Origin of the sequence: Sphingomonas sp. SORGH_AS_0950 (assembly GCF_030818415.1) — a bacterium.
Classification (GTDB): domain Bacteria; phylum Pseudomonadota; class Alphaproteobacteria; order Sphingomonadales; family Sphingomonadaceae; genus Sphingomonas.
This window is the reverse complement of sequence record NZ_JAUTAE010000001.1, coordinates 1,898,306-1,922,904: the sequence shown is the minus strand read 5'-3', so window position 1 is coordinate 1,922,904 and position 24,599 is coordinate 1,898,306. Positions and strand designations below refer to the sequence as shown.

At 68.5% G+C, this 24,599-nt stretch carries 20 protein-coding genes and 1 other RNA gene; 9 read left to right on the top strand and 12 right to left on the bottom strand.

The genetic code is table 11. From position 1 onward, the window contains the following. Nucleotides 1-5: 5 nt before the first annotated feature. The 3 genes from QE385_RS08375 to QE385_RS08365 all read left to right on the top strand — a co-directional run bounded on the left by QE385_RS08375 (nt 6) and on the right by QE385_RS08365 (nt 4,074). Nucleotides 6-1,016: a polyprenyl synthetase family protein gene (locus QE385_RS08375; protein ID WP_307100845.1), complete on the top strand. Its 1,011-nt coding sequence runs from the start codon at nt 6-8 to the stop codon at nt 1,014-1,016. Between the two features lie 313 nt (nt 1,017-1,329). After that, entirely contained in the window at nt 1,330-3,780 is a 2,451-nt protein-coding gene (gene hrpB / locus QE385_RS08370; RefSeq protein ID WP_307100843.1) for an ATP-dependent helicase HrpB, read from the top strand. 12 nt (nt 3,781-3,792) lie between these two features. Beyond that, a complete protein-coding gene (locus tag QE385_RS08365; RefSeq protein WP_261269007.1) occupies nt 3,793-4,074 on the top strand; it encodes an ETC complex I subunit in 282 nt (93 codons plus the stop codon). Nucleotides 4,075-4,516: 442 nt separating this feature from the next. Here the strand turns inward: QE385_RS08365 and QE385_RS08360 are convergent, their stop codons facing one another. The 4 genes from QE385_RS08360 to QE385_RS08345 are packed head-to-tail and all read right to left on the bottom strand — an operon-like array spanning nt 4,517 to nt 7,214. Further along, entirely contained in the window at nt 4,517-5,050 is a 534-nt protein-coding gene (locus tag QE385_RS08360) for an NUDIX hydrolase (protein WP_307100841.1), read from the bottom strand. Further along, nucleotides 5,047-5,712: a TPM domain-containing protein gene (locus tag QE385_RS08355; protein ID WP_307100839.1), complete on the bottom strand. Its 666-nt coding sequence runs from the start codon at nt 5,710-5,712 to the stop codon at nt 5,047-5,049. The genes QE385_RS08360 and QE385_RS08355 overlap by 4 nt, the downstream gene beginning before the upstream one ends. A 1-nt stretch (nt 5,713) precedes the next feature. Continuing rightward, nucleotides 5,714-6,610, bottom strand: a complete 897-nt coding sequence (locus QE385_RS08350; protein ID WP_307100837.1) for a YgcG family protein — start codon at nt 6,608-6,610, stop codon at nt 5,714-5,716. 10 nt (nt 6,611-6,620) lie between these two features. After that, a complete protein-coding gene (locus tag QE385_RS08345; protein WP_307100835.1) occupies nt 6,621-7,214 on the bottom strand; it encodes a LemA family protein in 594 nt (197 codons plus the stop codon). A 108-nt stretch (nt 7,215-7,322) separates the two neighbouring features. Between QE385_RS08345 and mscL the strand changes: the two genes are divergently transcribed. Continuing rightward, entirely contained in the window at nt 7,323-7,775 is a 453-nt protein-coding gene (gene mscL, locus QE385_RS08340) for a large conductance mechanosensitive channel protein MscL (RefSeq protein ID WP_307100834.1), read from the top strand. Nucleotides 7,776-7,928: 153 nt separating this feature from the next. On the opposite strand, the gene QE385_RS08335 is transcribed toward mscL, so the two are convergent. Continuing rightward, complete coding sequence (locus tag QE385_RS08335) at nt 7,929-8,360, bottom strand: Rrf2 family transcriptional regulator (protein WP_307100832.1); 432 nt, start codon at nt 8,358-8,360, stop codon at nt 7,929-7,931. 36 nt (nt 8,361-8,396) lie between these two features. On the opposite strand from QE385_RS08335, the gene ssrA reads away from it, so the two are divergent. Then, nucleotides 8,397-8,784: a transfer-messenger RNA gene (gene ssrA / locus QE385_RS08330) on the top strand. A 338-nt stretch (nt 8,785-9,122) separates the two neighbouring features. Here ssrA and mutS read toward each other — a convergent pair. From mutS to QE385_RS08315, 3 genes are read right to left on the bottom strand one after another with little or no spacing between them, the layout of a single operon-like run. Then, nucleotides 9,123-11,693, bottom strand: a complete 2,571-nt coding sequence (gene mutS, locus QE385_RS08325) for a DNA mismatch repair protein MutS (protein ID WP_307104636.1) — start codon at nt 11,691-11,693, stop codon at nt 9,123-9,125. A gap of 14 nt (nt 11,694-11,707) precedes the next feature. Next, nucleotides 11,708-11,992 (bottom strand): type II toxin-antitoxin system RelE/ParE family toxin, encoded by a 285-nt coding sequence (locus QE385_RS08320; RefSeq protein ID WP_307100830.1) that lies wholly within the window; start codon nt 11,990-11,992, stop codon nt 11,708-11,710. Further along, nucleotides 11,971-12,156 carry an antitoxin gene (locus QE385_RS08315; RefSeq protein ID WP_307100828.1) on the bottom strand — a complete coding sequence of 62 codons (186 nt, stop codon included), beginning with the start codon at nt 12,154-12,156 and terminating at the stop codon, nt 11,971-11,973. Before QE385_RS08315 ends, QE385_RS08320 begins: the two co-directional genes overlap by 22 nt. Before the next feature lie 133 nt (nt 12,157-12,289). Between QE385_RS08315 and QE385_RS08310 the strand changes: the two genes are divergently transcribed. Next, the gene (locus QE385_RS08310; protein ID WP_307100826.1) at nt 12,290-14,548 is read left to right on the top strand and encodes an NADP-dependent malic enzyme; all 2,259 of its coding nucleotides are present in this window, start codon (nt 12,290-12,292) and stop codon (nt 14,546-14,548) included. 323 nt (nt 14,549-14,871) lie between these two features. Then, a complete protein-coding gene (locus QE385_RS08305; protein ID WP_307100824.1) occupies nt 14,872-17,259 on the top strand; it encodes a TonB-dependent receptor in 2,388 nt (795 codons plus the stop codon). Between the two features lie 192 nt (nt 17,260-17,451). On the opposite strand, the gene QE385_RS08300 is transcribed toward QE385_RS08305, so the two are convergent. From QE385_RS08300 to QE385_RS08285, 4 genes are all read right to left on the bottom strand, one after another. Continuing rightward, nucleotides 17,452-18,735, bottom strand: coding sequence for an Hsp70 family protein (locus QE385_RS08300; RefSeq protein ID WP_307100822.1), 1,284 nt, complete (start codon nt 18,733-18,735; stop codon nt 17,452-17,454). A gap of 66 nt (nt 18,736-18,801) precedes the next feature. After that, a complete protein-coding gene (gene treF / locus QE385_RS08295; protein WP_307100820.1) occupies nt 18,802-20,397 on the bottom strand; it encodes an alpha,alpha-trehalase TreF in 1,596 nt (531 codons plus the stop codon). A 13-nt stretch (nt 20,398-20,410) separates the two neighbouring features. Next, entirely contained in the window at nt 20,411-21,760 is a 1,350-nt protein-coding gene (locus QE385_RS08290; RefSeq protein WP_307100818.1) for a HAMP domain-containing sensor histidine kinase, read from the bottom strand. A 2-nt stretch (nt 21,761-21,762) separates the two neighbouring features. After that, the gene (locus QE385_RS08285; RefSeq protein WP_307100817.1) at nt 21,763-22,431 is read right to left on the bottom strand and encodes a response regulator transcription factor; all 669 of its coding nucleotides are present in this window, start codon (nt 22,429-22,431) and stop codon (nt 21,763-21,765) included. Between the two features lie 130 nt (nt 22,432-22,561). On the opposite strand from QE385_RS08285, the gene QE385_RS08280 reads away from it, so the two are divergent. Both QE385_RS08280 and QE385_RS08275 read left to right on the top strand, forming a co-directional pair. Continuing rightward, nucleotides 22,562-23,254 (top strand): hypothetical protein, encoded by a 693-nt coding sequence (locus QE385_RS08280; RefSeq protein ID WP_307100815.1) that lies wholly within the window; start codon nt 22,562-22,564, stop codon nt 23,252-23,254. A 210-nt stretch (nt 23,255-23,464) separates the two neighbouring features. Continuing rightward, on the top strand, nt 23,465-24,586 hold the full coding sequence (locus tag QE385_RS08275; RefSeq protein ID WP_307100813.1) for a mechanosensitive ion channel family protein: 1,122 nt from the start codon (nt 23,465-23,467) through the stop codon (nt 24,584-24,586). Nucleotides 24,587-24,599: the final 13 nt, after the last annotated feature.

Here is a 24,599-nt window from a genome sequence, read left to right as displayed (position 1 = left end):
TGCCCATGACCGTAACCGCCACCCGCCTCGCCAAGCCCGCGCCCTCGCTGGACACGATGATCCGGCTGGTGGCCGACGACATGAATCAGGTCAATCAGGTGATCATCGACCGGATGCGGTCGGAGATTCCGCTGATCCCGCAACTGGCCGGTCATCTGATCGCGGGCGGGGGCAAGCGGATGCGCCCGATGCTGACGCTCGCGAGCGCGCAGCTGCTCGGCTATCAGGGGACCAGCCACCATGTGCTGGCCGCGGCGGTGGAGTTCATCCACACCGCGACGCTGCTGCACGACGACGTGGTCGACGGCTCCGACCTGCGGCGCGGGCGGCGGACGGCCAACATCATCTGGGGCAATCCGGCGAGCGTGCTGGTGGGCGACTTCCTGTTCAGCCGCTCCTTCCAGCTGATGGTCGATGCGGGCAGCCTGAAGGTGCTGAACATCCTGTCGGGCGCCTCGGCGGTGATCGCCGAGGGCGAGGTGAACCAGCTGACCGCGGTGCGGCAGGTGGGCCTGCCCGAAGAGCGTTACCTCTCGATCATCGACGCCAAGACCGCCGCGCTGTTCGCCGCCGCCTGCCGCATCGCGGCGGTCGTCGCCGAGCGGCCCGAGGCGGAGGAGCTGGCGCTGGAAGCCTATGGCCGCAACCTGGGCATCGCGTTCCAGCTGATCGACGATGCGATCGACTATGTCTCCGACGCCGGAACCATGGGCAAGGATGCGGGCGACGATTTCCGCGAGGGCAAGATGACCCTGCCGGTGATCCTGGCCTATGCCCGCGCCAATGACGAGGAGCGCCAGTTCTGGAAGGACGCGGTCGAGGGGCGGCGCACCTCGGACGAGGACTTCGCCCATGCCATCGCACTGGTCCGCAAGAGCCGTGCGGTGGACGACACGATGGCGCGCGCGCGCCATTATGGCGGGCTGGCGATCGAGGCGATCAAGGGATTTGCCGATAGCCCCGCGAAGAGCGCGATGATCGAAGCGGTCGAGTTCGCGGTCGCACGAGCGTATTGAATCCCTTTTACCCCGGCGAAGGCCGGGGCCCAGTCGCGGTGAATTTGCGAGGGCGCTGGGCGGTTTGCCTTCCCCGCGTTGCGTGGCGCGCCTCCGGCTTGGTCGACCCTGGGCCCCGGCCTTCGCCGGGGAACGGCCTTGCTGACAATGCACCCCACCTCCGTTCAGCCTGAGCGTAGTCGAAGGCCAAGGGAAAGCCTGTCCGCTGGGCAAATGCCCAGGCATGGGCTTCGACTTCGCTCAGCCTGAACGGGGGAAGGGGAATTGGGGCGAAGTCCTTCACCCCGCCCGCCAAACCCCGTATCGCGAGCCGATGACCTTACCCGTCACCGCCGTCCTGCCCGACCTGTTGACCGCGCTCGCGGCCGCTCCCAACGCCGTCCTTGTCGCGCCGCCGGGCGCGGGCAAGACCACCGCCGTCGCGCCCGCTCTCCTCGACCAGCCCTGGTGCACCGGGGAGGTCCTGCTCCTCTCCCCCCGCCGCCTTGCCGCCCGCGCCGCCGCCGAACGCATGGCCGCGCTGGCCGGGGAGCCGGTCGGCCGCACCTTCGGCTATGCCACCCGCATGGATACTAGGGTCAGCGCCGCGACCCGCGTGACCGTGGTGACCGAGGGCATCTTCGTCGCGCGCATCCAGGCCGATCCCGAGCTGGCGGGCGTATCGGCGGTGCTGTTCGACGAGGTGCATGAACGCAGCCTCGACGGCGATTTCGGCCTCGCGCTGGCGCTGGATGCGCAAGCGGGCCTGCGTCCCGACCTGCGGCTGGTCGCGATGTCGGCGACGCTCGATGGCCGCCGCTTTTCCAGCCTGATGGGCGATGCCCCCGTCATCGAGAGTGAGGGGCGCAGCCATCCGCTGACGCTCCGCCATCTCGGCCGTGCGGCGGAGGCGCGGATCGAGGATTCGGTCGCCGCCGCCATCCGCCGCGCGCTGGCCGATGAGGCGGAGGGCGACATCCTGGCCTTCCTGCCCGGCACCGCCGAGATCGCGCGCACCGCCGAGCGACTGGCGAGCCTGCCCGCCGGAATCGCGGTCCATGAACTCCACGGCTCGCTCGACCCGGCGGCGCAGCGCGCGGCGATCCGGCGCGATCCGGAGGGGCGGCGGCGCATCGTCCTTGCCACCTCGATCGCCGAGACCAGCCTGACGCTCGACGGGGTGCGGATCGTGGTCGATTCGGGGCTGGCACGCCGCCCGCGCTATGACCGCGCGGCGGGGATGACCCGGCTGGTCACCGAGCGTGCCAGCCAGGCCGCCGTCACCCAGCGCGCGGGCCGCGCCGCGCGCCAGTCGCCCGGCGTCGCCTATCGCCTGTGGGAAGAGGCCGCCACGGCAGGCCTGCCGCGTTTCGACCCGCCCGAAATCCTGGAGGCGGACTTGTCGGCGCTGCTGCTCGGCACCGCGCTCTGGGGGGTGGGCGACCCGCGCGCGCTCCCCTGGCTCGACCCGCCGCCCGAGGCCGCCGTCGCCGAGGCGCGCGCGCGGCTGACTGTGCTGGAGGCGCTGGACGATACCGGCCGCCCGACCGCGCATGGCAAGGCGATCGCCGCGCTGCCGATGCCGCCGCGCCTGGCGCATATGCTGATCCGCAGCGGCGAGCGCGGGCTGGCCTCCGTCGCCGCCGAGGTCGCGGTGCTGCTGGGCGAGCGGGGCATTGGCGGGCAGGATGTCGATGTCGAACAACGCCTGCGCCGCTGGCGGACCGAGCGCGGCCCCAAGGCGGAGGCGGCGCGCCAGATGGCGAAACGCTGGACCAGCCTGGCCCCCAGCCCGGTTGAGCGCGAGGCGTGGGACCATCCGGCGGGCGTCTGCCTGGCGCTGGCCTATCCCGACCGGGTCGCGCGGCGGCGCGACTCGACCGGCGAGAATTGGGCGAGCGTCGGCGGGCGGGGCTTCCGGCTCGATCCGGCATCGGCGCTGGCCGGTGCGGAGTGGCTGGCGGTGGGCGAGACGCAGGGCGCGGCGTCGGGCGCGCGCATCCTGTCCGCCGCGCCGCTCGACCTCGCCACCGTCGAAGCCCTGTTCGCCGATCGGATCGAGACCCGGCGCACCGTCACCTTCAACCCCGCGACCGGCGGCGTCGAGGCGTTGCGCGAACGGCGGCTGGGCGGGCTGCGCCTGTCGAGCGGACCCGATTCGGGCGCTTCCCCCGAGGCGATCGCGGAGGCGCTGGTCGAGGGGGTGCGGACGCACGGCCTGTCGCTGTTGCCGTGGAGCGACGGGGCGGGGGCGTACCGGGCGCGCGCAGCCTATGCCGGGGTGGCGCTGGACGATGCGACGCTGATCGCGCGGCTGGACGACTGGCTGCCCGCGCTGGTGGCGGGCAAGAGGCGGCTGGATGCGGTCGCCCCCGGCGCGCTGACCGAGGCGATCCGCAACCTGATCGACTGGAACGACCAGCGGCGAATCGATTCGATGGCGCCCGCCCAGTTCACCAGCCCGGCTGGCAGCAGCCATGCGATTGATTTTGCAGCGGAAGGCGGGCCCAGGGTGGAGCTGCGCGTCCAGGCGCTGTTCGGCTTGGCCGAGCATCCGGTGATCGGCACCGAGCGGGTGCCGCTGGTCCTCAGCCTGACCTCGCCCGCCGGTCGCCCGATCCAGACGACGCGCGACCTGCCCGGTTTCTGGGCGGGAAGCTGGAGCGCGGTGGCCAAGGAAATGCGCGGCCGCTACCCCCGCCATCCCTGGCCCGATGACCCCGCGGCGGCCTCCGCGACGCTGCGCACGAAAAAGGCGGATGCAAGAGCCGCCGGTTCGCGATAAGGGACGTGGATTATGGCCACTGCTCGCATCTTCCAGCGCCCCAAGAACGCGATGCAATCCGGCAAGTACCGGACCGATCGCTGGCAACTCGAATTCGAATCCACCGAGGCGAAAAAGCCCGATCCCCTGACCGGCTGGGCCGGAAGCGGCGATACGCGGGAGCAGGTTCGCCTGACCTTCGCGACGCTGGAAGAGGCGATCGCCTATTGCCAGCGTGAGGGGCTCGACCATCATGTCGTGCCGACGCCGCAAAAGACGCTCAAGCTGCAAAGCTACGCCGACAATTTCCGCTGAGGTTCGAGCGCTCCGGTCAAGGCCGGGGCGCTTTTCTTTCGCGCGCAGCGCTTGAGAAGGTTGGTTCGCGCGGAGACGCGGAGGTGTTGCGCCCGGCGGCATCGGGATCGCATCACAACCGATCTGTTGGAGCGGCGTGTCGCTTCCGCGAGCAATCCCTCTCTGCGCCCTCCGCGCCTCTGCGCGAACAAAGTTTCTTGGCGTCTTCCCGTCCGTTGCGGCGTGTCGCGATGATTTCACGCGAAGCCGCGATGACGCGAAGATTGTCGGAATGGGTTCGCGCAGAGGGCGCAGAGAGCGCGGAGGTGACGTGTCCGGTGGCATCGGATGCGCAACACATACAGCTGGTTGAAGAGATACTTCGCTGCCGCGAATACGACATCCCCGCGTCTCCGCGCGAACCAACCTTCTTCTCTTCGCGCCTTCGCGGCTTCGCGTGAAATCAAAAGCCCAGGATGCCGCCCCCCAGCAGCAAGAGCAGCTTGGCATCCATCACCACGCCCGCCGCACGTCGTTCGGCGATGAAGGCCGGAACCTCCGACAGCTTCACCCGATGCACGCTAATCTGCTCATCCGAATCGCCGCCGCCTTCGCCGACCTTCACCAAGCCGCTCGCGCGGACCAGGGTGAAGCGTTCCGAGGTCATGCCGGGCGAGGAGCAGAATTCGCCCAGCGGCTCGATCCGCGAAGGGCGATAGCCGGTTTCCTCTTCCAACTCGCGCGCCGCACCGTCCAGCACGGCCTCGCCCGCGGTTTCGTCGCCGATCAGCCCGGCGGGCATTTCCAGGCAGGGCGCGCCCAGCGGGACACGGAACTGTTCGACCAGCAGGATATGGTCGCCGTCGATCGCCAGGATGACGGCGGCGCGGATGTCACGCGGGCGGTCGGCATATTCCCATGTGCCGCGCTTGCGCAGCGCCAGGAACCGTCCCTCGGCCATGGTTTCGAGGGGGGCGTCCATACGGGGATCGGTCATAGCGAAATGGGTCTGTCCGGCAGTTCGTTGGTATCGGCCGCCGTCTTGGGGAAATGCTCGGCGAGCACAAGCCCGATCCGCTCGACCGCCGCGCCCAGCCCCTCACCGACATGGCCCGTCGCGACATGGGGCAGCATCACCGCCATGGCGCGGCCCCAGGTTTCCGGTCCCACTTTGCCGGTCAGGCCGGAGTCGGCGACGATCTCCGCCATATGCTCGTCTTCGGAAAGGTAGAGCAGCACGCCGTAGCGGCTGTCGGTCCGCCGCTCGGCCGAGACGCGGAAGAGCAGGACGGCACGCGCCCGGACGCGGGCATGGCGGATGCTTTTGGGAACCAGCGCGATCCGGCGCTTCACCGGCCCCAGCGCCGCGACGACGACCGCGAAGACCAGGATCTGCGCGATCATCAGCACGCCCAGGACCAGATCCTCGCCCGCTTCGCTCCATCCGTCATGCACCAGCGCGAGCAGCTTCAGGCCCAGGCCCGGAAACAGCGCGGCGAACAGCGGCACCAGCAGCATCGCGGCGGCGGCGAACCATAGCGCCACGTCGCGATAGTCGTCCGATCGGGGGGCGACGATGGTCACGATCTCGGCATCGGTCGCGGCTTCGGCGCGCGCCACGGCGGCGGTGACCAGATCGCTATCGGCTTCGCTCAACATCTCACCAATCCCCCGAAGCGCCGCCGCCGCCGAAATCGCCCCCGCCGCCGCCGGTAAAGCCGCCGCCGAACCACGATCCGTCGCTGCCGCCGCCGGAGCCGCCTGAACTCCAGCCGCCGCCCGATCCGCCACCGCTGCCCCAGCCGGGACCCCAGAGAATGATCGGCCAGCCGCCTCCACCGCGCCGCCCGCCACCGCCGCCACGATCATCGTCATCGTCATCGTGGAAACGCTGGCCCTGCTTGCGGCGCAGGATGGACAGCAGGACGAATCCGCCGATGAAGATGACCAGGACGATCAGGATCGGAAAGCCGTTGGAATCGCCGCCGCCGCGCCGGTGCTGGCGGTCGAACTGCTTCGCCGCCTCGGCCACCTTGGCCTGGGCTTCCTCGGGCGAGGCGCGGAGCTGCGCGATCACCGCGTCCGCGCCCGCATTCAGCGCGCCCGATATGTCGCTCGATTCACGCAGGCGCGGGATCATCAGGGTGCGGATCATCTGGGACGACCAGGCGTCGGTCAGGATCGGCTCCAGCCCGCGTCCGACCTCCAGCCGGGGGCCGCGCTGGCCCTTGCCCTCATTGGGCGCGACGAACAGGATCGCGCCATTATCCGCATCCTTCAGGCCGACACCCCAGGCGCGGCCCAGCCGATAGCCATAATCCTCAATCGGATAACCCTGAAGATCGGGGATGGTCGCGACCACCAGCTGGCGGCCGGTATCCTTTTGCAGCGCCTCCAGCTTCTGTTCGAGCTGCGCCTTGGTGGCGGGGTCGATCTTGTTCGCCGCATCGACGACCAGGCCGTCGAGCTTGGGAAAGCTCTGCGCCATCACGGGGACGGCGCAGAGGATCAGCCAGAGCCCGAGGACCGGGCGAAGCAACCGGGTGAACCGGGTCATGGGCGCCCGATCAGCTGCCGAAATTCACCTTGGGCGCGTTCTCGGCCCCCGGCGTCGTCGCCTGATAGGGGGTGATCGGCTTGGCGCCATAGAAGACCTTCGCACCGATCGCGTCGGGGAAGGTGCGGATGCGGGTGTTATATTCCTGCACCGCGCCGTTATAATCGCGGATCGCGATGTTGATGCGGTTCTCGGTGCCCTCGAGCTGGCTCATGAAGGTCTGGAAATTGTCCTGGCTCTTCAGGTTCGGATAGGCCTCGACATTGGCGAGCAACCGGCCGAGCGAACCGCTGAGCTGGCCCTGGGCCTGTGCGAACTGCTGCATCTTGGCGGGGTCGGACAGGTCGTCGGCGCTGACCTGGACCGAAGTCGCCTTGGCGCGGGCGTTCACCACATCGGTCAGGATCGCCTTTTCGGACGCGGCGGCGCCCTTCACCGTCGCTTCGAGGTTGGGGATCAGGTTGGCGCGGCGCTGATAGGCGGCCTGGACGTCGGCCCATTTCGCCTTCGCATTTTCCTCCGCCGTGGGCACGCTGTTCATGCCGCAGCCGGACAGGGCGACGGCCATCACGACCGGGGTCAGGGCAAGAACGGGACGACGCATTCGAATATTCCTCCGTCAACTGTCCGATCCATATAAGACGCCGACCCCGCTTGGCGAAGGGGAAAAGCGACGATAGGCGTAACGCTCATCGAACGGAGGGAGTTGGCGATGCTAAAAGAATTTCGCGCCTTCATCGCGCGGGGCAATGTCCTCGACCTGGCGGTGGCGGTCATCATCGGGGCGGCGTTCAGCAAGATCGTGACCTCGCTGACCGACGACGTGCTGATGCCGGTGATCGGCAAGATTTTCGGAGGGCTGGATTTCTCCAGCTATTTCCTGCGCATGGGGCCGATCCCCGCCAGCTATACGGGCTCGCTGACCGATTATGCCGCGCTGAAGAAGGCGGGGGTGCCGCTGCTCGGTTACGGCGCGTTCGTGACCCAGGCGGTCAATTTCGTCATCGTCGCCTTCATCATCTTCCTGCTGGTCCGCACGGTGAACCGCGCGACGACGCTCTTCGAGAAGGAAAAGGCCAAGGCGGCCGAAGAGCCCAAGGCCGAGCCGACCGATATCGCGCTGCTGCGCGAGATCCGCGACGAACTGCGCGCGCGGCGTTCCTGAGCGGTCCAATCAGAAGGCTGGTGTTCCCCGGCAAAGGCCGGGGCCCAGTTGCCATCAAGGCTGTGGGACGTGACAACTTTGCGTGGGAGGCGAACTTGTCCCGCTGCCGCCACTTCATCCCGGCCTTCGCCGGGGTGGCGCGGTTAGGGGGCCTTACGCCGCCGCCAGCTTCCTGGCCGTGGCATCCGCCAGGCTGGTGCCGTCGAGGATCCGCGCCGTCTCGTCGCGCACGCGCATCATCGCATGGCGGATGGCGCAGTCCGCCTCGCTCTTGCAGTCGTTGCAGGGGCGATAGGCGGTCCGGCTGACGCAGGGGACCAGCGCCAGCGGCCCCTCAATCGTGCGGATGATGTCGCCCAGCGAGATCAGATGCGCCGAACGCGCGAGGCGGTATCCGCCCATCTTGCCCCGCTGGCTGTCGAGCAGATTCGCGCCCTTCAGATCGGCGAGGATCAGTTCCAGGAACTTGCGCGGCACATTCGCCTCGGCCGCGATGCGCGTCATCGAGGTCGGCGGCCCTTCGACGGGCATTTCCGCAAGGAACAGCATCGCGCGCAACGCATAACGGGACCGCTGGGTCAACATGGCGCTTCCATGGACCCAAAATGGGGCGAGCGAAAGGCATTTGCGTAAACGCGCATGGCTAACTATATCTCTTCGTGCCGGGTTTCACCCGGCTATGACGATAAACTGCGGCGAGTAATAGACGCAGCGGACCCGGGGGCAGTACCCGGCGGCTCCACCATAAAAGGTGGTGTACTTGGACACCGTTTCTGACGGGGCCGAACCAGGATCGACGTGTGTTGAAAAGCGCTGTTTTCGTTCGGAATGGGACCACCGCAACGGCCCATACACACAAGTGCCAACGATAACGAAGCACTCGCGATTGCGGCGTAATTGAGGGCCTCACGGCCTGAGATTACTCCAAAATAGCGCGGTTGGACCGAACCGGGCAACAGAATCGGATTCCAGCGGTACGGGGAGCACCGGGCAACAGAAGCTCCCCACTTTCCGGATTTTCGGGTGAGCTGAATCTTCCTGGGCCTTGGGGTAGGCGGCGGGTGGATGCTTGCTGGTCGGCTGCCCTCCCAACGTCCGTTCGCACTGAGCGAAGTCGAAGTGCATGGGCGACGCTCGCGGCGGGGCGATGGGGCGTGGCCTTCGACTTCGCTCAGGCTGAACGGGGGTGGGAATGCCTCCATTCCCGCACCCCGGCGGAGGCCGGGGCCCAGGTTCCACCCAGTCGATGGTGCGCCAGACGGTGCGGGGGAGGCAGACCCATTTGCGCCTCCGGAAATGCACCGCAACTGGACCCCGGCCTCCGCCGGGGTGGAAGACGGGAGCGGCTTACCCCTCCCGCGCCAGGGCCTTCAGCCGGTACAGTGCATCCAGCGCCTCGCGCGGCGACAGGCTGTCGACATCCAGCTTCTCCACCTCGGCCCGGATCGCGTCGCACTTTTCCTCCTCCGCCTGCGCGGCGGCGGCGAAGAGGGGCAGGTCGTCCAGCCCCGCCGCCAGCCCGCCGGTCTTGGCCCGGCCCGCCTCCAGCTTGGCGAGCACCGCCTTTGCGCGCGCGACCGTCGGCGGCGGCATGCCCGCCAGCCGCGCCACTGCCAGGCCATAGGAGCGATCCGCCGGGCCTTCGGACACCTCGTGCAGCAGGACCAGCTCGCCCTTCCACTCGCGCGCGCGGACATGGTGCAGCGACAGGGCCTCGCAGCGTTCCGCCAGCCGGGTCAGTTCATGATAATGGGTCGCGAACAGGCAGCGGCAGCGATTATCCTCGTGGATCGCCTCCACCACCGCCCAGGCGATGGCCAGGCCGTCATAGGTGGAGGTGCCGCGCCCCACTTCGTCCAGGATGACGAAGCTGCGCGGGGTCGCCTGCGCCAGGATGGCGGCGGTCTCGACCATCTCGACCATGAAGGTGGAGCGCCCGCGCGCAAGATTGTCCGACGCGCCGACCCGGCTGAACAGCCGGTCGACCAGCCCGATCTTCGCCTGGGTGGCGGGGACATAGGAGCCGGCCTGCGCCAAGACCGCGATCAGGGCGTTCTGGCGCAGGAAGGTCGACTTGCCGCCCATGTTCGGGCCCGTGACCAGCCAGAGCCGCGAAGCCTCCGACAGCGAACAGTCATTGGCGACGAACCGCTCTCCCGAGCGCGCCACCGCCGCCTCGACCACCGGATGGCGGCCGCCCGTCACCTCGAAACAGCTATGGTCGACCAGCTCGGGCCGCACCCAGCCGCCCTCGACCGCGCGTTCGGCCAGACCGCTCGCCACGTCGAGCCGGGCGAGCGCGTCCGCCGTCGCGGCGATGGCTTCGCGCGAGGCGAGCGCGGCGGCGGTCAGTTCCTCCAGATGTGCGGCCTCGGCGGCCAGCGCATGGGCACCGGCCTGCGCGACCTTGCTGGCGACCTCGTGCAGCTCGGGCGTGTTGAAGCGGACGACGCCCGCCAGCGTCTGGCGGTGGGTGAAGCCCGAATCCGGCTTCATCAGCGCATCGGCCGACCGCGCGGGCACCTCGACATGATAGCCGAGCACGCCGTTATGCCGGATCTTGAGCGCGGCAATCCCGGTCTTCTGGCGGAACTCCGCCTCCAGCGCGGCGATGGCGCGGCGGCCGCCTGCACCCGCATCGCGCAGATCGTCGAGCGCGACGTCATAACCCGCCGCGATATAGCCCCCTTCGCTGGCCTCGATGGGGGGCGAGGGGACGAGCGCGCGGCGCAGCAGGTCGATCAGTTCGCCATGCCCGCGCAGGCGCGGCGTCGTTTCGCGCAACAGGGGAGGGCCATCGCTCAACTGTTCAGACAATGCCCAGGCCCCGTCGAGCCCGTCGCGCAACTGTCCCAGATCGCGGGGAGAGCCGCGCCCCGCCGCGATCCGCCCGATCGCACGGCCGATATCGGGCAGCGCCCGCAGCGCCGCGCGCAGTCGCTCGCGAAGCGCGGCATCGTCATGGAAATGCTGCACGAGGTCGAGCCGGGCCTCGATCGCGTCGCGGTCCATCAACGGCGCGCCGATATCCCCGGCCAGCGCGCGGGCGCCTGCGCCCGTCACCGTCCGGTCCACCGCGTCGAGCAACGAGCCCTTGCGCTGGCCGTTCGCGGTCTGGGTCAGCTCCAGGCTCTCGCGCGTCGCCGCATCGATCGCCATGGCTCCAGCCGCCTGCATCAATACCGGCGGGCGCAGGAAGGGGAGCGCGCCCTTGGCGGTGTGGTCGAGATAGGCGACCAGACCGCCCGCTGCCGACAGTCCGGCTCGGCTGAACTGCCCGAACCCGTCCAGCGTGGCGACGCCGTAGAGTCGCTTGAGCCGATCCTCGCCCTGGCCGCTGTCGAACGTGGCGGAAGGGCGCAGCGTGCTGGCCGCTTCGGCATGGGCCGCATTCTCGGCCGCGACCACCTCGGCGGCGGCCAGGCGGGCGAGTTCGGCGCCCAGCGCATCCGCCTTCACGTCGATCACCACGAACCGCCCGGTCGAGATGTCGGCGGCGGCCAGCGCCACCGCGCCGCCCGCCTCGCCGATCGCGACGCACCAATTGTCGCACTTGGCGTCGAGCAGCGCTTCCTCGGTCAGCGTGCCCGCCGTGACGACGCGCACGATGCCGCGCGCGACCAGCGCCTTGGACCCGCCGCGCGCCTTGGCCTCGGCGGGCGTCTCGGTCTGCTCGGCGATGGCGACGCGGTGCCCGGCCTTGATCAGCCGTTGCAGATAGGCGGTCGCAGCATGGACCGGCACGCCGCACATCGGAATCTTCTCACCGCCATGCTCCCCGCGCGAGGTCAGCGCGATGTCGAGCACGCCCGAGGCGATCCGCGCATCGTCGAAGAACAGCTCGAAAAAATCGCCCATGCGATAGAAGAGCAGGCAATCCTCGGCCTCGGCCTTCAGCGTCAGATACTGGGCCATCATCGGGGTGGGGGTGGTCATTGGGGGCGAGAATCCAGATTGCGTGCGCCATGGCGGATGCCGACGATCGATACGATGTCGCCGTTCACGTCATAGCTGAGAATGTAAGGAGGAACCGTCACCAGCTCGCGGGTGCCATCCGCAGCGGGACGGCCACGGCGAGGAAAGTCTCGCAGGCTTTCGCCGAGATCCACGAGTCGCTGCGCGATTCGAGCGGCGGCCTCGGGATCAAAGGCTTCCAGATAGGCGACGATGAGATCGAGCTGGTCGAGGGCCTCGTTCAGCCAGACGACTTGAGCCATTCGCGAAACGATTTGCGGTTCGGGGTTCCCCAGGTGCGGAGCCAGGCGGAAACGGTGGTGTGGTCATGATAGCGCCCGGCGGCGTAATCCGCCCGAGCGCGTTCCAGCGACAGCGCTTCCGCCGCTTCGTCACGCTGCTCGAAAATGCCCGGCTCATGCTCCATGGATGAACGTATAAGGCTGATGCCCGGACTTGCCTAGGGCGGCAAAAGGGCTGCGTGACAGGGTTGTCAGCCGTGTCCGAAACCTTCAAGAGCCGTAGCGTCCTTAGTATCCACAGCATCGAAGGCCGCGCGCATGACCGACGAACCCACCGATCAGTTCTCCGAGCGCGAGGCCCTGCTGTTCCATTCCGAGGGGCGGCCCGGCAAGATCGAGATCATCGCGTCCAAGCCGATGGCGACGCAGCGCGACCTGGCGCTGGCCTATTCGCCCGGCGTCGCGGTGCCGGTGCTGGCCATCGCCGACGATCCCGCCACCGCCTATGACTATACCGCCAAGGGCAATCTGGTCGCGGTCATCTCCAACGGCACCGCGATCCTGGGCCTGGGCAATCTCGGCGCGCTCGCCTCCAAGCCGGTGATGGAGGGCAAGGCGGTGCTCTTCAAGCGCTTCGCCGATGTCGACTCGATCGATATCGAGCTGAAGACCGAGGATGTCGACCGGATCATCGACGCGATCGAGCTGATGGAGCCGAGCTTCGGCGGCATCAACCTGGAAGACATCAAGGCCCCCGAATGCTTCATCATCGAGCAGACGCTGCGCGAGCGGATGAACATCCCGGTCTTCCATGACGACCAGCACGGCACCGCGATCATCTGCGCGGCGGGGCTCATCAATGCCTGCCTGCTGACCAAGCGGCGGCTGGACGAGATCAAGGTCGTCGTCAACGGCGCGGGCGCGGCGGCGATCGCCTGTACCGAGTTGATGAAGGCGATGGGCGTCCGCCACGACAATGTCATCATGTGCGACCGCACCGGCGTCATCTATCAGGGCCGCGACGACATCAACCAGTGGCAGTCGGCGCATGCCGCCGTCACCGACCGCCGCACCCTGACCGAAGCGCTGCACGGCGCGGACGTGTTCCTGGGGCTGTCGGCGGCGGGCGCGCTCAAGCCCGAGATGGTCAAGGACATGGCGCCCTCGCCGATCATCTTCGCGATGGCGAACCCGGAACCGGAAATCCGCCCCGAACTCGCCAAGGCGGCGCGCCCCGACGCGATCGTCGCGACCGGGCGGTCGGACTATCCGAACCAGGTCAACAACGTCATCGGCTTCCCCTTCATCTTCCGCGGCGCGCTCGACGTGCGCGCGACCGGCATCAATGACGAGATGAAGATTGCCGCCGCCAACGCGATCGCCGAACTGGCGCGCCAGCGTGTGCCGGAGGAAGTGGCGCTGGCCTATGGCACGCAGCACAGCTTCGGCCCCGAATATATCATCCCCGCGCCCTTCGATCCGCGCCTGATGGAGCTGGTCCCCTCGGCGGTGGCCAAGGCGGCGATGGATTCGGGCGTGGCGACGCGGCCGATCCTCGACATGGACGCCTATCGCCAGAAGCTGCGCGCGCGTCTCAACCCGACCACCTCGGTCCTGACGCTGGCCTATGAGGGCGCCAAGGCGCACCCCAAGCGCGTGCTGTTCGCCGAGGGCGAGGAAGAGGTGGTGCTGCGCGCCGCCATCGCATTCAAGGAAGGTGGTTACGGCATTCCGGTGCTGGTCGGGCGCGACGACGTCTATGACCGTCTGGCCGCGCTGGGCGTCACCAACCCCAAGGAATATGAAGTCCATAACAGCCGCACCTCGGAGATGGTGCCGCAGATGGTCGACTTCCTCTATGAGCGGCTCCAGCGGCGCGGTTACCTGAAGCGCGATGCCGAGCGGCTGATCAACCAGGACCGCAACATCTTCGGTTCGGTCATGCTGCAACTGGGCATGGCGGATGCGATGATCACCGGCATCACCCGCACCTATGCGCAGAGCTTCCGCGAGATCCGTCGGGTCATCGATCCGGTCGACGGCAAGGTGCCGTTCGGCATCCACCTGCTCGTCGGGCAGAGCCACACCGTCTTCATCGCCGACACCACGGTCAATGAACGCCCCTCCGCCGAGGAACTGGCCGACATCGCCGAGCGCACCGCGGCGGTGGCGCGCCGCATGGGGCATGAGCCGCGCGTGGCCTTCCTGTCCTATTCGACCTTCGGCAATCCCGAGGGCCAGTGGATCGACAATATCCGCGACGGCGTGGCGGAGCTCGACAAGCGGCAGGTCGGCTTCGAATATGAGGGCGACATGGCCCCCGACGTCGCGCTGAACCCCAAGCAGATGGCGAACTTCCCCTTCTCGCGCCTGTCGGGTCCGGCGAACGTTCTCATCATGCCGGGTCTCCAGTCGGCCAATATCTCGGCCAAGCTGCTGCGCGAACTGGGCGGCGACAGCATGATCGGCCCGATGCTGATCGGCATGGAAAAGCCGGTGCAGATCGCGCCGATGACCTCGACCGCCGGTGACCTGGTCACGCTGGCGGTGCTGGCGGCGGGCGGCATCGCGCGCTGATTTTCGGAGATCGGTAGGAAAGGGGGCCGGGCAACGCGGGTTGTCCGGCCCCCTTTTTTCCTCCCCTGCAAGGGGAGGTGGCAGGGCGAAGCCCTGACGGAGGGGTGTCCCGCTGTGCGAGGTTCCGCCATCCTCGCAAGTGGTGACACCCCTCCACCAGCTTCGCTGGTCCCCCTCCCCTTGCAGGGGAGGAAAAGTACGTGACCGCAAAGCCACAACGGCAGGCCGTCACAAACCGGTCATTACGCTGTCGCCATGATGTCACGCGCCGGTCCCATGCGCCCGCTCCATTGGGTTAACGAGCCATTTGGGGGCGAAACATCATGGTGAAGTATCTGGTCGGTGTTGCGACGGTCGCGCTGATCGCACCCGGCGTCGCGGCGCAGGGGTTGCCCGCGCAGGCCGCTGTTACCGGCACGGCGAGCGACCCGGTGGTCGCCGACCCCAGCACGACCGATACCGATCAGTCGGGCAATTCGGGTGACGTCGTCGTGCTCGGCTTCGGCCAGAGCCGCCAGGTCCAGACCGTCACCGCCGCCGATCTCGACCGGCTGACCCCCGGCACGTCGCCGCTCAAGGCGATCTCGAAGCTGCCGGGCGTGAACTTCCAGTCGGCCGATCCCTTCGGCGCCTATGAATGGTCGACCAAGATCTCGCTGCGCGGGTTCAATCAGAACCAGCTGGGCTTCACGCTCGACGGCGTGCCGCTGGGCGACATGAGCTATGGCCCGACCAACGGCCTGCACATCAGCCGCGCGATCATCTCGGAGAATATCGCCTCGACCAGCGTCGCGCAGGGCGCGGGCGCGCTGGGCACCGCCTCGACCAGCAATCTGGGCGGTACCATCCAGTTCACCAGCCGCACCCCGTCCGACACCGCCGGGATCGCCGCGTCGGGCACCTATGGCAGCAACGATACCGCGCGCGCCTTCATCCGTGTCGACAGCGGCGACCTGGGCGGCGGGCTGAAGGGCTATCTGAGCTATGCCTATCTGACTACCGACAAGTGGAAGGGCTATGGCAGCCAGCGTCAGCATCAGGCCAATGCCAAGATCGTCAAGGATTTCGGCGATCGCGGCTCGATCACCGGCTTCTTCAACTTTTCCGACCGTCGCGAGAACGACTATCAGGACCTGAGCCTCGATATCATCAAGCGTCGCGGCTATTTCAACGACAATATCAGCAACAATTATCCGCTGGCGATCCTCTATGCCAAGCAGGCGACCAACGGCGCGGCGGCGGCGGCCTATCAGAAGGCGAACGGTTCGCTGAACGGCTTTTCCGCGCCCTATGCCGGGGTCGGGATCGGCCTGCCGAGCGGCATCACGCTGGACGACGGCTATTATGACGCGGCGGGTCTGCGCCGCGACTATCTGGGCGGCGTAACCTTCGACGCCAAGCTGACCGACAGCCTGTCGCTGACCTCGACCAGCTATTATCATCATAACAAGGGACAGGGGTCGTGGATCACGCCCTACAGCCCGACCACGCTGGGCGCGCCCAATGCCGACGGCACGCCGATCACCAACCCCGCGCCGCTGTCCTTCCGCACGACCCAGTACAGCCTCGACCGCGCGGGGACCATCGCCAAGCTGGCGCTGACCACCGGCGCCAACACGCTGGCGCTGACCGGCTGGTATGAGAGCAACACGCTGCACCAGGCACGTCGCCTCTATGGCATGACCGATACCGCGACGCCGAACCGCAACGCGCTGGACTATCAGAGCAATCCGATGTCGACCGCGTGGAACGGCAAGTACGACACCGAGACGCTGCAATATTCGGTCGGCGACACGCTCGACATCGGCCAGCTGACCATCAATGGCGGTTGGAAGGGGATGCGCGTGCGCAACCAGGCCAATGTGCTGGCGGGGACGCTGGCGCGCGGCCGGATCAAGAGCCAGGACTGGTTCCTGCCGCAGATCGGCGCGGTGCTGCACCTGGGCAACCAGGCGGAGGTCTTCGCCAGCTATACCGAGAATATGCGCGCCTTCGTCGCCGCCGCGACCGCACCGCCCTTCTCGATCAGCCAGGCGGCGTTCAATGCCGTGGCCAACACGGTGCGCCCCGAAAAGTCCAAGACGGCCGAGGGTGGCCTGCGCTATCGCACCGGCGGGCTGCAACTGTCGGCGGTCGGCTATTATATCGACTTTTCCGACCGCCTGCTGACCTATTCGGTCGGCACCGCGATCCAGGGCATTCCGCCGACGCTGAACAATGTCGGCCGCGTCGAAAGCTATGGCGCGGAGGTTTCGGCCTTCTACCGCCTGACCCCGGCCTTCTCGGCGTTGGCCAGCTATTCGTACAATCATGCGACCTATCAACAGACGGTGCGCGACGGTTCGGGCAACCTGCTGGCGGAGAAGGGCCGCTATGTCGTCGACACGCCGCAGAACATGGTCAAGGGCGAGCTGGTCTATGACGACAGCCGGTTCTTCGGCCGGGTCGGCGCGGATTACATGTCGAAGCGCTACTTCACCTATCTGAACGACCAGTCGGTGGCGGGTCGCGTGCTGGTCGATGCCAGCATCGGCTATCGCTTCCCCGAGGCCTGGGGCGGCTTCTCGATCGAGGGCAGCGTGACCAACCTGACCGACAAGCGCTATATCTCGACCATCGGCACCAACGGCTTCACCGCCAGCGGCGACAACCAGACGCTGCTCGCCGGCGCGCCGCGCCAGTGGTTCGTGACGCTGAAAAAGGGATTCTGATAGAACCCCGCCCTGGCCTCTAGCCGCTCCCCTCCCGCAGGCGGGAGGGGATGGGGGAGGGCATGGAGTCTCACCGAGACCATAGCCTGTGGCCTTGCCCTCCCCAAACCAGTTTCAGGTAAACGATGCCCTGCATCGTTCAGGTCATGCCGGGGGCATGACCGACCTGAAATCCGCCTGCGGGAGGGGCTTTTACACCGCCCAGGCCCCGATATCCGCCTGCTCTCCGATCAGCGCCAGGCCATGCGCGATCGAGGTGAGTTCGCCGCCGGTCGCGATCTTGCCCTCGCCGAAGCGCATCTCGAACATCCGCCGGATCGCGGGCATCAGCGAGGTGCCGCCGGTCAGGAACACCTGGTCGATCTGCTCGGGCCCGGTCGCCGCCGCCGTCATCGCCCGGTCGACCGCCTGCTCGATCCGCGCCAGATCGGGGGCGATCCAGCTTTCGAAATCCTTCCGGCTGACACCCGCCTCGATCGACCGGCCGCCGCCTTCGAACCGGAACCGCGCCTCCTCCGCCGCCGACAGGTCGCGCTTCACCCGGCCGACCGCGTCGTAGAGCCGGTATCCCTGCTCCTCCTCGATGATCGCGATCATCCGGCCGATCGCCTCCGGGTCGAGCGCGGCGCGGCGCAGCTTCTCCAGTTCGGCCAGCGTCTTGCGGTTGCGCATCAGCGCCAGGCGCGACCAGTCGCCGAAATCGGCGAAATAGCCGCGCGGAATCTCCAGCACCTTGTCGAACGACCGATATTGGCCGCCCGCGCCCAGCAGCGGCAGGACGAGGTGATCGATCAGCCGCTGGTCGAACCGATCGCCCGCAATGCCGACACCGGCATGGCCCAGCGGTTCGCAGCGGCGCGCGGCGCCGGGCGCGGCGATGCGGACGATCGAAAAGTCGCTGGTGCCGCCGCCGAAATCGGCAACCAATACGGTCGCGGGCTCGGTGATCCGCGAGGCATAGCTGAATGCCGCGCCCAGCGGTTCATAGACATAGTGGATCTCCGCCCCCAGCCGCGCGAACATCGCGTCGTAACGCTGGCGGGCGAGCGCCTCGTCGGGGCGGTGCCCGGCATATTCCACCGGCCGCCCGACCACGATCCGCGCCGCCTTGCCGTCCAGGGCGCCACCGCCATGCGCCGCCATCCGGTCGAGAAAGGTGCGACCCAGTTCCTCGAAGCGATAGCGTTTGTCGAACACCGTCGCATGCTCGAACACGGGTGAGGCGGCGACCGACTTGAACGACTGGATGAAGCGGCTGCCACCCGGAAAGTCGAGATATTCGGCGATCGCCCAGGGCCCCGCCTCGACCGCGATCCCGTCATCTTCCCAGAAGCACAGCGCCGAACGGAAGACCGGATCGGCGTCCTTGGGCCCCTTGAGGGGGACGAGATGGGACTGCCCGCCCTCGGCACGCGCGATGACCGAGTTGGTGGTGCCGAAGTCGATGCCTAGGACGGTGTGCGGAATGTCGGTCATGCGGGGTCCGCTACACGAAGTCCGGGGCGGGGGGAGAGTTTTTGTTCGCGCCTCCGCATGAACCCCTTATCGGGGCGCGCCATCCGAAGGGGTCAGTTCCGGCCACCGCTCCAGCATCGCCGCCGTGACCCCGTTGGTCCAGCCGAACCCGTCCTGCGTGGGATATTCCCCGCCGCCGCCAGGCCGCCGTTCCTCGACATCGTATTTTTCCAGCAGCTTGCCCATCTCGGCATAGGTTCGCGCGACGGTCGCGATCCAGCGGCGGGCGATGTCCCTGGCCAGTGCCTGTTCGCCATAGCGGCCGAGCCCCTCGACCGCGATCCATTGCAGCGGCGCCCAGCCATTGGGGGCATCCCATTGCTGGCCCGACCGGATATTGGTGGTGCGCAGCCCGCCCTCGCCGACCAGCGTGGCACGGGTGGATGCGGCGACCGCGCGCGCCTGCTCGGCACTCGCCAGCCCGGCGAACAGCGGGAAGAGCGAGGCGGCGGTGCGTGCCGCCGTGGGGCGCCGGGCCGTCCGGTCCCAATCGGCGAAGCGCCGTTCTCTGGCGACCCAGAGATAGTGGTCGATCGCCGCCTTTCGCCGCGTCGCCATGGCGGCGAAACGCTGCGCGGTCGCGTCGTCCCCGGCGGCCCTGGCCCGCGCGGCGATGCGGGTTTCGCCGATCCACAACAGGCTGTTGAGGTCGACAGGCACGATATCGGTGGTGCGGATCGTCTCCAATCGCATCGGGTCGCCCAGCCAGCGCGAGCTGAAGTCCCAGCCCGACTCCGCCGCCGCGCGCAGGTCGCGCTGCACGATCGCGGCGGGGCGGGGCGCGGCCCTGGCGGCGGTTTCGCGATCCTCGCGCCAGCTCTCGTCGCGCGGCGTATCGCGCGCATCCCAATAACGGTTCAGCAGGCTGCCATCGGGCATCCGCACGACATGCCGGCAGGCGCCGGTGGCATCCAGGCAGTCCGCCCCCGCCATCCAATAGTCATGCTCGCGGATCAGCGCCGCCAGCCGCCGCTTCGCCAGCGGCGGATCGCGATCGTCCGACAGGTCCATCATCAGCGCCAGGAACGGCGGCTGCGACCGGCTGAGATAATAGCTGCGCGTGCCGTTCGGGACATGGCCGTACCGCTCGACCAGATCGACGAAATTGGCGAGCATCGCCTCGACCAGCGGCGCCTGGCCATCGGCCTTCAGCCCCAGCATCGTGAAATAGCTGTCCCAGTAATAGATTTCCTGAAACCGGTCGCCGGGTACGATATAGCCACGGTTCAGCCCCAGCGCGGAGGAGCCGAGCGTTGCGGCGAAGGGCGCGCGGCCCAGCACGGGCCACAGGTCGCGGATACGCGCGCGCAGCGGCGGGCGGGCCTTTGCCTCGTCGCCGCGCACCGAGAAATGGCGGTGGACGAAGGCCGCCAGCGCCGCCTTGTCCACCGGCTTCTCACGCGCATAGGCGGCCAGGATCGCCTGCGGCTCTTCGCGCGGCACCGCATCGGCGAAGGTCTTGCCGTCGGGAAAGACCTGCGCCTCCTGCACCGCGGCGAATAGCGGGCCATAAATGTCGGCGGGCGAGGGCGGCGCGACCGGAACCGGCGTCTGCGCCTGGAGCAGCAGGGCCAGCATGGGGAGCAGGCATATCGGGCGAAGGCGGGCGGGGCGGGGGATCATCATGCTCTCCTGTCTAGGCGGTGCGGGCGGCGCGGGGCAGCAGCACGGTGGCGGCCAGCCCGCCTCCCGCCGCTTCGTCGAGGATCAGTCGCCCGCCATGAAGCTCGGCCAGTTCGCGCGCGATCGACAGGCCGAAGCCATGCCCGTCGCCCCGCTCGTCCAGCCGGGCCCCCGCCTGGGTTGCGCGAATCCGGTCCGCCTCGGCGATGCCGGGGCCGTCGTCCGACACGGTCAGGCGGATCTGCCGTTCCTCCGCCCGCGCCGCGATCAGGACGCGGGTGCGAGCATGGCGGGCGGCATTGTCGATCAGATTGCCCGCGACCTCGTCCAGATCCTGCGCGTCCATCGCCACCGCCAGATCGTCGGGCAGGTCGGTGGACAGGGTGATGCCGCGATCGGCATGGAGCCGCCCAATCGCATGGGTCAGGTCGCGGATCGCGGGCCCGAGCGCGGTCGCGGCGCGCACCGCCCCGTTCTGGACCCGCGCCCGCGCGAGGTGATGGCGAATGGTGGCATCGATCCGCGCGACCTGTGCCGCGCGGGGCGGATCGTCCGCCAGATCGAGCGCCAGCGTGGCGACCGGCGTCTTGAGCGCATGCGCCAGATTGGCGGCGGAGGCGCGCGCGGTGGCAAGCGCGCGCTCGCTATCGGCGGCCATCGCGTTGAGTTCGACCGCGAGCGGGCGAAGCTCGGCGGGCTGGTCCTCGTCGACCTGGCTCAGCGTCCCGCCCCGGATCGCTGCCACCTGATCGCGCAGCCGCCGCAACGGGCGCAGCCCCAGCCGCAGCTGGATCAGGCTCGCCGCCGCCAGCAACACCCCCAGCCCGGCCAGCATCGCCAGCAACGGGACCAGCGCGGCGCGGATCGGCTGCGCGACGACCGCGCGCGGGGCGGCGGCGGTGATCGTCACGGACCCGCGCGAGGAGGGGATGGCGATCTGCCGGGCATGGACGCGCACGCCCTGTTCGGTCCGACCTTCGGCAGGGCGGGGGCCCTGGATGGCGGGGCCCGGTGGCGGCGGGGCGGGGGAACGACCGGCTTCGTCCGGGCCGGGGGGATGCGGCGCGACGAGCGGCGGGAAATCGCCCGATCCCAGCGTGCCGTCAGGCCCCATGATCCGCCAGCGCCAGCCCGGCTCGGGCTCCAGCAGCCCGCGACGATCGGCGATGCGCGCCCGGTCGACCCGTCCGTCCGGCCCGATCGCGGCGGCGAGGACGGCGATCTCCGAATCGAGCCGCTGGTCCAGCCCGCGCGTCACGATCCCCTCCAGCGCGCTGGTTAGCGCCCAGCCCGCGAGCAGCAACGCGGCGAGGATCGCGGTGCCCGAGATGACGATCATCCGGCCATGGATCGAACGCGGCATCCTCATGCGGCTTCACCGGCGGTCAGGCGATAGCCCAGCCCGCGCACCGTCTCGATCAGCGCCGCGCCGACCTTCTTGCGCAGGCGGCCGACGATCACCTCCAGGCTGTTGGAATCGACATCGGCATCGCCCTCATAGACCCGCTCGAGCAGTTCCAGCCGGGGAATGACCGCCTCCTTGCGCAGCATCAGCGCGGACAGGACGCGCCATTCGAACGCGGTCAGCTTCAGCGGCAGGCCGTCCAGCTCGAACTGCCCGGTCTGGCTGTCGAAGGACAGGGGGCCGCAGGTCAGGCGCGGCTGGGCATGGCCCGCCGAGCGGCGGACCAGCGCGCGCAGCCGCATCACCAGTTCCTCGACGCGGAAGGGCTTGGTCAGATAATCGTCCGCCCCCGCCTTGAACCCCGCCACCTTGTCCGACCAGCCGTCGCGCGCGGTCAGGATCAGCACGGGCAGGGCGCGCCCCGCCTCGCGCCACTGGCGGAGCAGGGTCATGCCGTCGCCATCGGGCAGGCCGAGATCGAGCACGGCGGCGTCATAGATTTCGGTGTCGCCCGCATGGCCCGCATCGACGCCGCTGGCAAACAGGTCGACCGCGCAATGCTCGGCCCGCAGCGCGCGCGCGATGGCGGGACCCAAAGCGGCGTCATCCTCGACCAACAGGATACGCATGATCCCCTTTCCCTCTTGTCCCCGACCGACCCCGGCTATCGGCCGATTGCTTAAACCCAATCTGAACCGCGTGGTTCAGCGGGCATCGGGTCGAATCACCTAGAAGGAGGCATCAACCAAGGAGGACAACATGTCTCGATGGAATTTCCCGACTCCCCGGCTGCAAGGCAAGGCCCCGCTGGCCGTCGCCGCAGCGGCCCTGATCACGCTGGGCGCGGGCGGCGGTGCCGCCGCCGTCTCGATGACCCGGCCGACCGTCACCATGGCACCGACCATTCCGACGCCGATCGCCAAGCTGGCTTCGTCCAGCGGCATCGTCACCGCCAAGGGGCGGGTGGCCGAGGTCTTTGGCGATCGCTTCGTGGTGCAGGACGCCACCGGCCGGGCGATGGTCGCCGGCGACCGTGACGCGATGCCCGCGGTCGGCAGCAACGTGATGGTGCAGGGCCGCTATGATGACGGGCTGATGCACGCCCAGTATCTGGTCAATCCGCAAGGGACGGTGACCCCGGTCGGCCCGCCCCCGCCCCCGCCGGGCGGTCCGCGAGGTCCTGGCGGCCCTGATGGCCCGCGTGGCGACGGCCCGCCGCCGCCTCCGCCGCCGCCCGGCGGTCCGGGTGCGCCGGGTGGCCCCGGTGCTCCTCCGCCCCCGCCGCCGGGTGGCTGCGCACCGGGTGGTCCGGGGGTCCCGGGTGCCGTGCCCCCGCCTCCGCCGCCCCCGGTGAACGGCCAGGCCCCGCAAGGCGCCCCCGTACCGCCGCCCCCGCCGCCCGCCGGGGCTCCGGCTCCCGCCCCCACGGGGGCGGTCCGCCCGGTACGGTGATCGGGGTTTGACGAGGACGCCCTCCGGTTTTGGCCGGGGGGCGTTTTCGTTTTGGGCGAGGGTGGGGCGTGGCCTTCGACTTCGCTCAGGCTGAACGGGCGGTAGGATTTGTGGCCTTACTCTCCCCTCCGTTCAGCCTGAGCGAAGTCGAAGGCCAAGGGAATCCGGCAACCAAAAGGAACCTTCGCCCCCTTGACCGTTTAGCACCCCATGCGCTGGCTTCGATCGCTCGACATTCCGGCCGAATGGCTGTGGCTTCAACATGTGACGATCATTGCGGTCGCGATCCTGATCGCGGTGCTTGTCCACAGCGTCGCGATGCGGATCGCAGGGCATGCCGCGCGGCGGACTGCCAGCCAGAGCGACGATCTGGTCCTCGAACATATCCGCCAGCCCTTGCGCTGGGTCGCGATCGCCATCGCGGTCAGCTTCGCGATGCGGCTGGTCCCGATGTCCAGCGACGGGCGCGAGATATGGCGGCAGGCGCTGGGGTTCTGCGTGCCGGCGCTTCTCGGCTGGCTGGCGGTGTCGGGGCTGCGCGCGCTTCAGGGCGTTGTCTATCTGCGCGCCGATATCAGCGTCGAGGACAATCTGCGCGCCCGGCGCAAGCGGACGCGGGCGCAGATATTGGGGCGGATCGGCATCTTCCTGATCGTGTTCCTGACCGTCTGCCTGATGCTGCTCAGCGTACCCGGCATCCGCACCATCGGCGTCACGCTGATGGCCTCGGCGGGTATCGCAGGGCTCGTCGTCGGTGCCGCCGCGCAGCCCGCGCTCAAGAACCTGATCGCGGGCGTGCAGATGGCCTTTACCGAGCCGATCCGCCTCGACGACGTGGTCATCATCGATAACGAATGGGGGCGGATCGAACAGATTCACCTGACCTTCGTCGTGGTGCGCATCTGGGACGAGCGGCGGCTGGTCGTGCCGGTCGCCAAGTTCCTGGAGAACAGCTTCCAGAACTGGACGCGCGAGACCAGCCAGTTGCTGGGATCTGTCTTCTGGTATCTTGACCCGGCGGCGGACATTCCCCGGTTGCGCCAGAAGATGGGCGAACTGGTCGAGGCGAGTACGCGCTGGGACCGGCGGTTCTTCAACATGCAGGTGACGGATGTGAAGCCCGACTCGATCGAGGTACGCGGGCTGATGACCGCGCGCGATGCGGCGATCGCCTTCGACCTGCGCTGCGAGATTCGCGAAGGGCTGCTGGAGTATATTCGGCAGGAGATGCCGGAGGCATTGCCCCGGCGGCGGTTGGAGCATTCCATTCCTCCCCTGCAAGGGGAGGGGGACCAGCCGCAGGCTGGTGGAGGGGTGTCACCCTCTCGATAGCGGGGACACCCCT